Annotated in this window: 10 protein-coding genes; 8 read left to right on the top strand and 2 right to left on the bottom strand. The window is 38.3% G+C overall.

Features of this window, described 5'->3' with window-relative positions:
- Positions 1 to 338 precede the first annotated feature (338 nt).
- The 5 genes from H8704_RS13835 (at position 339) to H8704_RS13815 (ending at position 3,333) form a co-directional block, all read left to right on the top strand.
- The gene (locus H8704_RS13835; RefSeq protein ID WP_249298653.1) at positions 339 to 785 is read left to right on the top strand and encodes a PBECR3 domain-containing polyvalent protein; all 447 of its coding nucleotides are present in this window, start codon (positions 339 to 341) and stop codon (positions 783 to 785) included.
- A gap of 282 nt (positions 786 to 1,067) precedes the next feature.
- On the top strand, positions 1,068 to 1,586 hold the full coding sequence (locus tag H8704_RS13830; RefSeq protein ID WP_249298652.1) for a hypothetical protein: 519 nt from the start codon (positions 1,068 to 1,070) through the stop codon (positions 1,584 to 1,586).
- Positions 1,586 to 1,900 (top strand): HD-GYP domain-containing protein, encoded by a 315-nt coding sequence (locus H8704_RS13825; RefSeq protein ID WP_249298651.1) that lies wholly within the window; start codon positions 1,586 to 1,588, stop codon positions 1,898 to 1,900. The genes H8704_RS13830 and H8704_RS13825 overlap by 1 nt, the downstream gene beginning before the upstream one ends.
- A gap of 47 nt (positions 1,901 to 1,947) precedes the next feature.
- A complete protein-coding gene (locus H8704_RS13820; protein WP_249298650.1) occupies positions 1,948 to 2,625 on the top strand; it encodes a hypothetical protein in 678 nt (225 codons plus the stop codon).
- Positions 2,626 to 2,688: 63 nt separating this feature from the next.
- Positions 2,689 to 3,333, top strand: a complete 645-nt coding sequence (locus H8704_RS13815) for a hypothetical protein (RefSeq protein ID WP_249298649.1) — start codon at positions 2,689 to 2,691, stop codon at positions 3,331 to 3,333.
- Positions 3,334 to 3,352: 19 nt separating this feature from the next.
- Here H8704_RS13815 and H8704_RS13810 read toward each other — a convergent pair whose 3' ends face one another.
- Together H8704_RS13810 and H8704_RS13805 are read right to left on the bottom strand one after the other, a co-directional pair.
- Positions 3,353 to 4,141: a TRM11 family SAM-dependent methyltransferase gene (locus tag H8704_RS13810; RefSeq protein ID WP_022463396.1), complete on the bottom strand. Its 789-nt coding sequence runs from the start codon at positions 4,139 to 4,141 to the stop codon at positions 3,353 to 3,355.
- Positions 4,142 to 4,196: 55 nt separating this feature from the next.
- Entirely contained in the window at positions 4,197 to 5,192 is a 996-nt protein-coding gene (locus H8704_RS13805) for a DNA adenine methylase (RefSeq protein ID WP_249298648.1), read from the bottom strand.
- Between the two features lie 257 nt (positions 5,193 to 5,449).
- Here H8704_RS13805 and H8704_RS13800 point away from each other — a divergent pair, with 257 nt between their 5' ends.
- The 3 genes from H8704_RS13800 to H8704_RS13790 all read left to right on the top strand — a co-directional run.
- Positions 5,450 to 6,064, top strand: a complete 615-nt coding sequence (locus H8704_RS13800; protein WP_249298647.1) for a hypothetical protein — start codon at positions 5,450 to 5,452, stop codon at positions 6,062 to 6,064.
- A 173-nt stretch (positions 6,065 to 6,237) separates the two neighbouring features.
- A complete protein-coding gene (locus H8704_RS13795) occupies positions 6,238 to 6,624 on the top strand; it encodes a hypothetical protein (RefSeq protein WP_249298646.1) in 387 nt (128 codons plus the stop codon).
- A gap of 35 nt (positions 6,625 to 6,659) precedes the next feature.
- Positions 6,660 to 6,964: pentapeptide repeat-containing protein (locus tag H8704_RS13790; RefSeq protein ID WP_249298645.1), on the top strand; the 305-nt coding region annotated here is incomplete at its 3' end.

The following is a 6,964-nucleotide window of genomic DNA, read 5'->3' as shown; positions in this document are numbered from 1 at the left end:
CCTTCAAGTACTTTTCCACTTGTATAAACTTCTTTTTGTGGAACATGAATAATCACTGAATATTCATGTTCCTCAAAAAGAAGTTTATACAAGTGGAAAAGTACTTGAAGGAAGAATCGAATTTATTGATCAAAAAGATGTATATTGTTATACTCCGTCAAAAACGAAAAAGTATTGTTTGAAATTTATAACAAATAACTCTGATAGCAGTTTTGCCATTTCCATTTATAATGAAAAAAATGAAAAAATGTTAGATGTCTACAATACGGATGGAGATAAATTGATTGAAATGAAAAAAAACCATAAATATATGGTATATGTGAGTTATAGCGAGGGATATGAAAAATACAAGATTAAATTTGAATAACCAGAAAGATATGAGTAGGAACAAGGCGCATAATCAAAAAATTCATACTTTGGGAAAACTTGACTGGACAATATATGATTGTATTTCCAGTGATCATTTGACGGATGAAGTCATTATTACAAATGAGCAGTTATTACATATAAAAAATAGACATCCGGAAGCGTGTGATGACGTTTTGGAGTATATTAGGAAAATTTTGGAGTCACCCGATTATATTATAAGAGACAAACGCCCTAATACAGGACTTGTTGTTAAGAAGGTTATAAATAACAATGAGGCTATGCTCTTTGTTTTAAAGATATGTACACAAAGTGATAAAGCGGGATATAAAAATTCGATTATTACGGGATGGAAAATTACGGAAAAGAGATTAAATAACTATTTGAGAAATAAAGAAGTGATTTACAAAAAAGAATAATTGAGTTATAATCAGTATATAGTAGTAAAGAGGTTATTTGAGGTGGTAAAATACGTTGCAACCACGCACCCTATGGGTTAAAAGAGATGCAGGAGCCGCGACGCCTGCCAAATAACCTCTTATTATTAATGTGTGTTATATTTTTGGAGACAAAGGAATTGTCTCTTTTTTTATTATAAATGTACAAAACATGTGAAATACCCGGATTTGATTGACACCCATATATGTTCATACTAAAATATAAGTGGAATGCTTATATCGTACAAAACAGAGGGAATGAATATGTTTTACATAAAATTGCAAATCGGATGCCTTTTAGTCATTCTTTATATCGTTGTGACATATGTGAAGGCAACATTAGGAGAAAAACTTGTCTGTAATCGTTATTTTGATGGGCTGATGGTTACAGCTCCCTGGGCCGTGATTTTTGACGGAGTAACGTCATGGACGGTAAATCATCAGGATATTGTCCCGGCAATTCTTGTTTTGGGGATTTATGTAGATTTTGAAAATCCGACCATCCGTAAGCTGACACTCCATAATGAGCGGATGATCGAAGGTTTTGCGACTCTGGTGGAAAACAGTGATAATAATACAGGTGGTCATATTAAAAGGACAAGGGCCTATGTTAATCTGATGCTTCATAAAATGAGAAGAGATAAGCGGTATCGGGATATTGTGAATCGCGATTATCTGATCAATGTCAGCAATGCAGCACCGCTTCACGATATCGGAAAGATTGCACACCGGATCATATATTACAAAAGCCGGGAAAACTCACGGACGGGGAATATACGATAATGAAGGAACATGCGGCACGGGGCGGTGAAATTATACAAAATACATTTAATAATCTGGATAATCCCGAATTTCAGCAGATTGCATATGAAGTGGCGAGATATCATCATGAGAAATACAACGGAAAAGGTTATCCGGATGGACTGGCGGGAGAAGAGATTCCACTTCATGCCAGAGTGATGGCGATTGCAGATGTTTATGATGCCATTTCCCAGAAAAGATGTTATTGGGATGCAATGCCGGTAGAGGAGTGTTTTAATATTATTGCAAAAGGCTCCGGCAGTGATTTTGATCCGGAATTGACAGAGATTTTTTGAATGCCAGAGAAGAAGTGAAGAAAATGTTACGAGGATAAAAGGAGAAAATGATGTACCAGATAACATTATATGATGATTGCAGTAATCCGATCGCAGATGGTACGGTGTCCTATTATGTGGACAGTCTTGAGGAGTTTGAAGAGAAGTGGGTGCCTTATGCCGAGAAGAATATGAAAGAACGGTTAAAACGTTATTATCGATCCAAAGCGGGAGAGATTGTGACGGATTATTACAGTGATTCAGAGAAATTAAATATCGTGCAGCAGGATGAACATGCTGAGATCCTGGAGGAAAAGAGCTTTGAGGAAAAGGAGCTTGATATCACATTGTCCAATGTGTATTGGTGTACGACGGATTTTCATATAGCAGATCTGAAGTATGTGATCCGTAAAATAAAATATAACGGAAAATATCTGCTGGTGACAAAATATGATATTAAAGGAATTTACCGCAAAAAAGAATTCCCGGATGGAACGGGATATTATTGCGATACGGCTGAATTTTACGGAAATGCTATCTGTGAAGTAAACCTTACCCCGAATTTTGACTGTGAAACCATGCGCAATAAATATACTACAGCAGATGCTTTTCTGGAAGATACCATTAAATGCTTTGTCTGGATACCGATTGCAGAGAGTGAAAAAGAAGAGGAGCTGCAGATTCAGCGGTTGCCTGTGCAGGAATTAGAGTGGCTGCTTCGGGACATTCCGGGGGAAGCCGGATGATCACGGATGTACCGGATACATTATATCAATGAAGAAATAGAACCAAAAGAAAGGAAGATATATTTGGAGAAAAATATACGTTTGCGGGGACAGATAGAATTAGAGGAAGATCTACATAAAACGTTGACTCTGATTTCTTCCAAGTGGAAAATGCAAAATAACAGGAAGGATCAGCAGACCGGCTTTATTTATAGGACCCAGTCGTTGGAAGAATGTCTGCGGCAAATTGAAAAAACAGGTGTTGATAAGAATTATGCACTTCACCGCTGGTACAATTTTAAAACATCGGTACAGTGTGAATATATTTTTTGTGAGTATGGTGCAATTCATGAAACAAATGTATATAACCATGATGTGGACATTTATATTAACCATGTTCCCTTTGATGTGAAACTGACCGTGTATCCGGCAAAGTTATATTCCAGGCCGTACGATCTGTCTACCAGAGAGGGGAAGGATGCAATGATTCGCTGGTATTACGCCAGTCAATCCCAGCAGAGCAGGAAGCAGCTGTTAAATCGTCTGTATGTAGTATGTGATGGGGCTGACGGGGAGGAGAAGCTTGCGATGAAGAGCAATTTTTCCCTGATGAGAGAGCAGATCTCGGCGTTTATGGAGCAGGTGAAAGAAGATGGATTGCACGAAATTACGATTACGGATCAGGGAAAAACATACCGGCTGAAAAGTGATATCATATATTTGCATTAAAAGAAAAAGGTGAAGCGGATTACTTCACCTTTTTAAATACAAAAATATATTCATGTTTAAAGATATAAAAGTCATTTGTGATGGCACGGTATCGCCAGATGCCCTGTTGATTTGCTTTTCCCTTCGTTTCTCCAAAGTTTTTCACCAGAATTGCTTTTAATAAAAAGCCTCGTTCCATAAATTGGTTCATACAGTAAAATCCCAAAGGGATCACCTGGCTGTTGGCATATTTATCACCGATCACACAGGCGCAGTAACGGTTCTTTTCCAGATATTTTGTGGAATTGTCAATCACTTGTCCGAAGGATTCCAGAAATTCATCCAGCGTGGAGGTGTTTGACAGATCCTTTTCATTGTCGGAAAATTTAATGATATCCCAGTACGGCGGATGCATCATAACAAATTGCAGCTTGTCAATGCCGACGGATGACATCACCTCCTCGATGTTCACTGTGCGGCTGTCTCCGGTTACGGTCCTGACAATGCAGTTCTTACGCTGCTCCGTCCGGATCCGTTCTTCGGCCTCCTGGACCACGTCCGGCTGCAGATCAATACCGATAGAATTTCGTCCCAGACGCTGTGCCTCGATCAGGGAAGTACCACTCCCCATAAAAGGGTCGAGGATCCAGTCCCCCTTTTTGGTATACCGGGTAAAAAGCTGATGGGGAATCTGTGGCACGAAATTCCCATGATAATCTCCGGAATGTGCACCGGAATTGTCCCGCTTCTCGATCAGCCATAAGGAATCCGTATTGATATCGCTGTATTCTTTCCATTTTTTTGGATCTAAATCATTATATTTTGCCATTTTACTTGCCCTTTTGATGATTCCCTGATGGAAAACGTTATTTTCTGTAATTGTATTATTTGATCAGACAGTGCAGATATTCCTTCGTGGAATTTGCCTTGATGTTGCGGTTTTCGTCTTTGTCTGCCTTGAATCTCCGGTAGTCCGTTGTAAAGGTCTGATATTTACCGTAACGGGACATAATTTCGCAGATCGTTTCCAGAGACATCAATCCTTCATTGTTGTAACTTAAGAAAATATATTTAAAATCCGCATGCCGGATCAGGTCATCAAAGGTTTCTGCTACGGTGCGTTTGGAACAGTATTTGCTCTTCTGTTCGGTGGAGCTACGCAACCCTGTTACGCCACGAAGCTCCGGATGATCATATCGGGCAATTGTCTCCAGAACATGATAATTGGAACAATATTGTCTCGCATTGTAAGGCGGGTCCAGATATAATACATCTCCACGAATGGTCTGGATCAATGTGTTGATATCCTCATTATAAACAGTCCCCACCGGTCCATCAATGACCGGAAGAAGCTCCAGCTGAAATTTCTTCTGGGCAGATTTTTTGATATGCTTCAGAAAAGCACCATAAACCGATGCGGTATTTGCATATTTATCAATGGAATTTACCAGGCTTGCCAGATAATAAAAATAAGTATGGTCATCCATTTTGCCGGCTGTATGAAGCCGCTCCAGCTCTGTCCGGATCGCATCGCATTTCATGCCGTTTTCATTTGTAAAATAATTTCGTCCCGAACCGGAACCCTCACAATAATTCAGGTAAATAAAGCCCTCCATAGGGGGAAGAGAGTTTAATGTATCCAGCCACTTGGTATCTAACTCTGGTACATTCTCGATATAGTGTTTATTTAATACATAGCTGTAATATTGAATGTCATTTGCAATCACAGTACAGCCCTTTGACTTGTAGGTCTGGCCGACGACACCTGTGCCTGCGAACAAATCTGCAAAGACATAATCACCGTTTTTGTAGCCGGTCACCTCTTCAATGGTCGTTTCCAGAAAGTCCATTAGAGAGTATTTCGAGCCAATATAATTCATTTTAATCCTCATTTCTAAGTCGTATGTTATACATCTATACAATGAAAAAGAGTACCATATTTCGAGGGAAAAAGCAATCAAAGGGGGAGGGGAGGATAGATTTGGTACAGGAAGAAAAAAGGAAAAATATAATGACAGGAAAAGGGATTGCAGAAAAGATATTTTGTGGAAAAATGCAGAAGGATATGGTAAAATGATTTCATCTTATATAAAATGAAGTTTCTGGTAAATCGGAAGAATTTACAGGGGGGAGAAAAATGCCTAGGAAGAAAACAAAAGTAGAACTGTTTGAAGAATTAGCGGGAATTGATGAAAATGGCTGCAGCAGATGGGTGAGTGTAAAAGAATTTGTCGGAAGATACGCAGAACTCCAACTCTTTAACGGGGCGGGGTGGTCCCGTGACGATGGACCCTTTGGTAAAAAGTATCAGGTAGAACGTGACAGAAGCAGAACTCCAGGCAACAGGGTTGATGCACTCAGAACAGTTGGCTTTGCGATAGACAGTGCGCGTACAGCATATATTGATCCGGAAATAAAATGTATCATTAAGTCAAAGAGATGTGTTGTTCTTGGAACTTCTAATCCGGAAGTTGATCACAAAAATGGAATGAAAAACGAAAAACGGGTTATGCAGAACATTGATCAGAGATTGTCTGATTTTCAACCGTTAAGTAAAGCAGCAAACGATGCAAAACGACAATTTTGCAAAGAATGCAGGGCATCAGGAAAGCGGTTTGATGCCACAAAGTTAGGGTATCCTATGTCGTTTTATCAAGGAGGACCATATCATCATAATGAGGAGGATGCCTGTGTGGGATGCTACTGGTATGATCCTTTGGAGTTTAAACGTCATTTGCAGGAGAAAAAATAAAATCCGGTATCCAAAAGGATAATTTTGAAATCGGATATCATCTAATAACAAAAATGACTTCAAATCATAAAAAGCACATAAATACTATTTCAAAAATATTGAACGTGTGCTATAATTGATTTGCTTATATAATATCTGGATAAAAATTATTGATACGAAGGGAGAACAATAATATGTTATTGGTAGGTGTGAAAGAAGAAGCTGGCTGGTTAATGTCCAGGTGGAACCTAACATATCCGGTGGAATGGGACAAGCTTTGCAAGGCGGTTCATTTTGTATATGACTATTATGCTGATGTAGAGATATTAATGGATGGTCAACAGGTACAGATTGGCAATAAAATGGAACTTCTCCGATTAAAAGAAGTCAGCAATCTTACGGTCAGGGGAATGTCTAAAATCATAGGAGTCCCAATTATGATTACATTTTATAATCAATTACAGGCGGTTGATGTGAATGTTGCGGGGATGACGGAGGAGTTCCAGACGGCAGATTATCAGAAGTTTAATATGTCGATGGGGCAGTATATGGATAGTATTGAGATTGCGATGTATAGGTGAGATGAAGAAAAAATCAGAAAGATAGTAAATACAATATGAAAAAAATAAGTAAAAAAAGACTAAAGAAACTTTCCAAGAGTCAAAACAAAACAATAAAATTGGATAAGATTGAAATATATGACTTTGGAAAAATGAATATGAATTTTTCAAATATACATTTAACAAGAAGTCATCTGAAATTATTGAGATTAAAAGATTGTACGGTTCGTAATTGCAGTTTTACTCAATCGATCATTTCAGATGATAGTTATTTAAGACATGCAAAATTTGTAAATGTTGATTTTACGGGAACTCTGTTTAGAGACACAAATTTAGAAAAAGCAGAATTTTTAAATTGCAA

This window comes from Jutongia huaianensis, from assembly GCF_014384985.1.
In the GTDB taxonomy this organism is placed as follows: Bacteria; Bacillota; Clostridia; order Lachnospirales; family Lachnospiraceae; genus Jutongia; species Jutongia huaianensis.
This window is presented reverse-complemented; position numbering and strand designations above follow the sequence as displayed.

Bases quoted from the DNA above. Each gene is read 5' to 3' on its own strand.
- H8704_RS13800 (WP_249298647.1), top strand. From the start codon at position 5,450: ATGCCTAGGAAGAAAACAAAAGTAGAACTGTTTGAAGAATTAGCGGGA.
- H8704_RS13805 (WP_249298648.1), bottom strand. From the start codon at position 5,192: ATGAATTATATTGGCTCGAAATACTCTCTAATGGACTTTCTGGAAACG.
- H8704_RS13810 (WP_022463396.1), bottom strand. From the start codon at position 4,141: ATGGCAAAATATAATGATTTAGATCCAAAAAAATGGAAAGAATACAGC.
- H8704_RS13820 (WP_249298650.1), top strand. From the start codon at position 1,948: ATGATGTACCAGATAACATTATATGATGATTGCAGTAATCCGATCGCA.
- H8704_RS13830 (WP_249298652.1), top strand. From the start codon at position 1,068: ATGTTTTACATAAAATTGCAAATCGGATGCCTTTTAGTCATTCTTTAT.
- H8704_RS13825 (WP_249298651.1), top strand. From the start codon at position 1,586: ATGAAGGAACATGCGGCACGGGGCGGTGAAATTATACAAAATACATTT.
- H8704_RS13835 (WP_249298653.1), top strand. From the start codon at position 339: ATGAAAAATACAAGATTAAATTTGAATAACCAGAAAGATATGAGTAGG.
- H8704_RS13795 (WP_249298646.1), top strand. From the start codon at position 6,238: ATGTTATTGGTAGGTGTGAAAGAAGAAGCTGGCTGGTTAATGTCCAGG.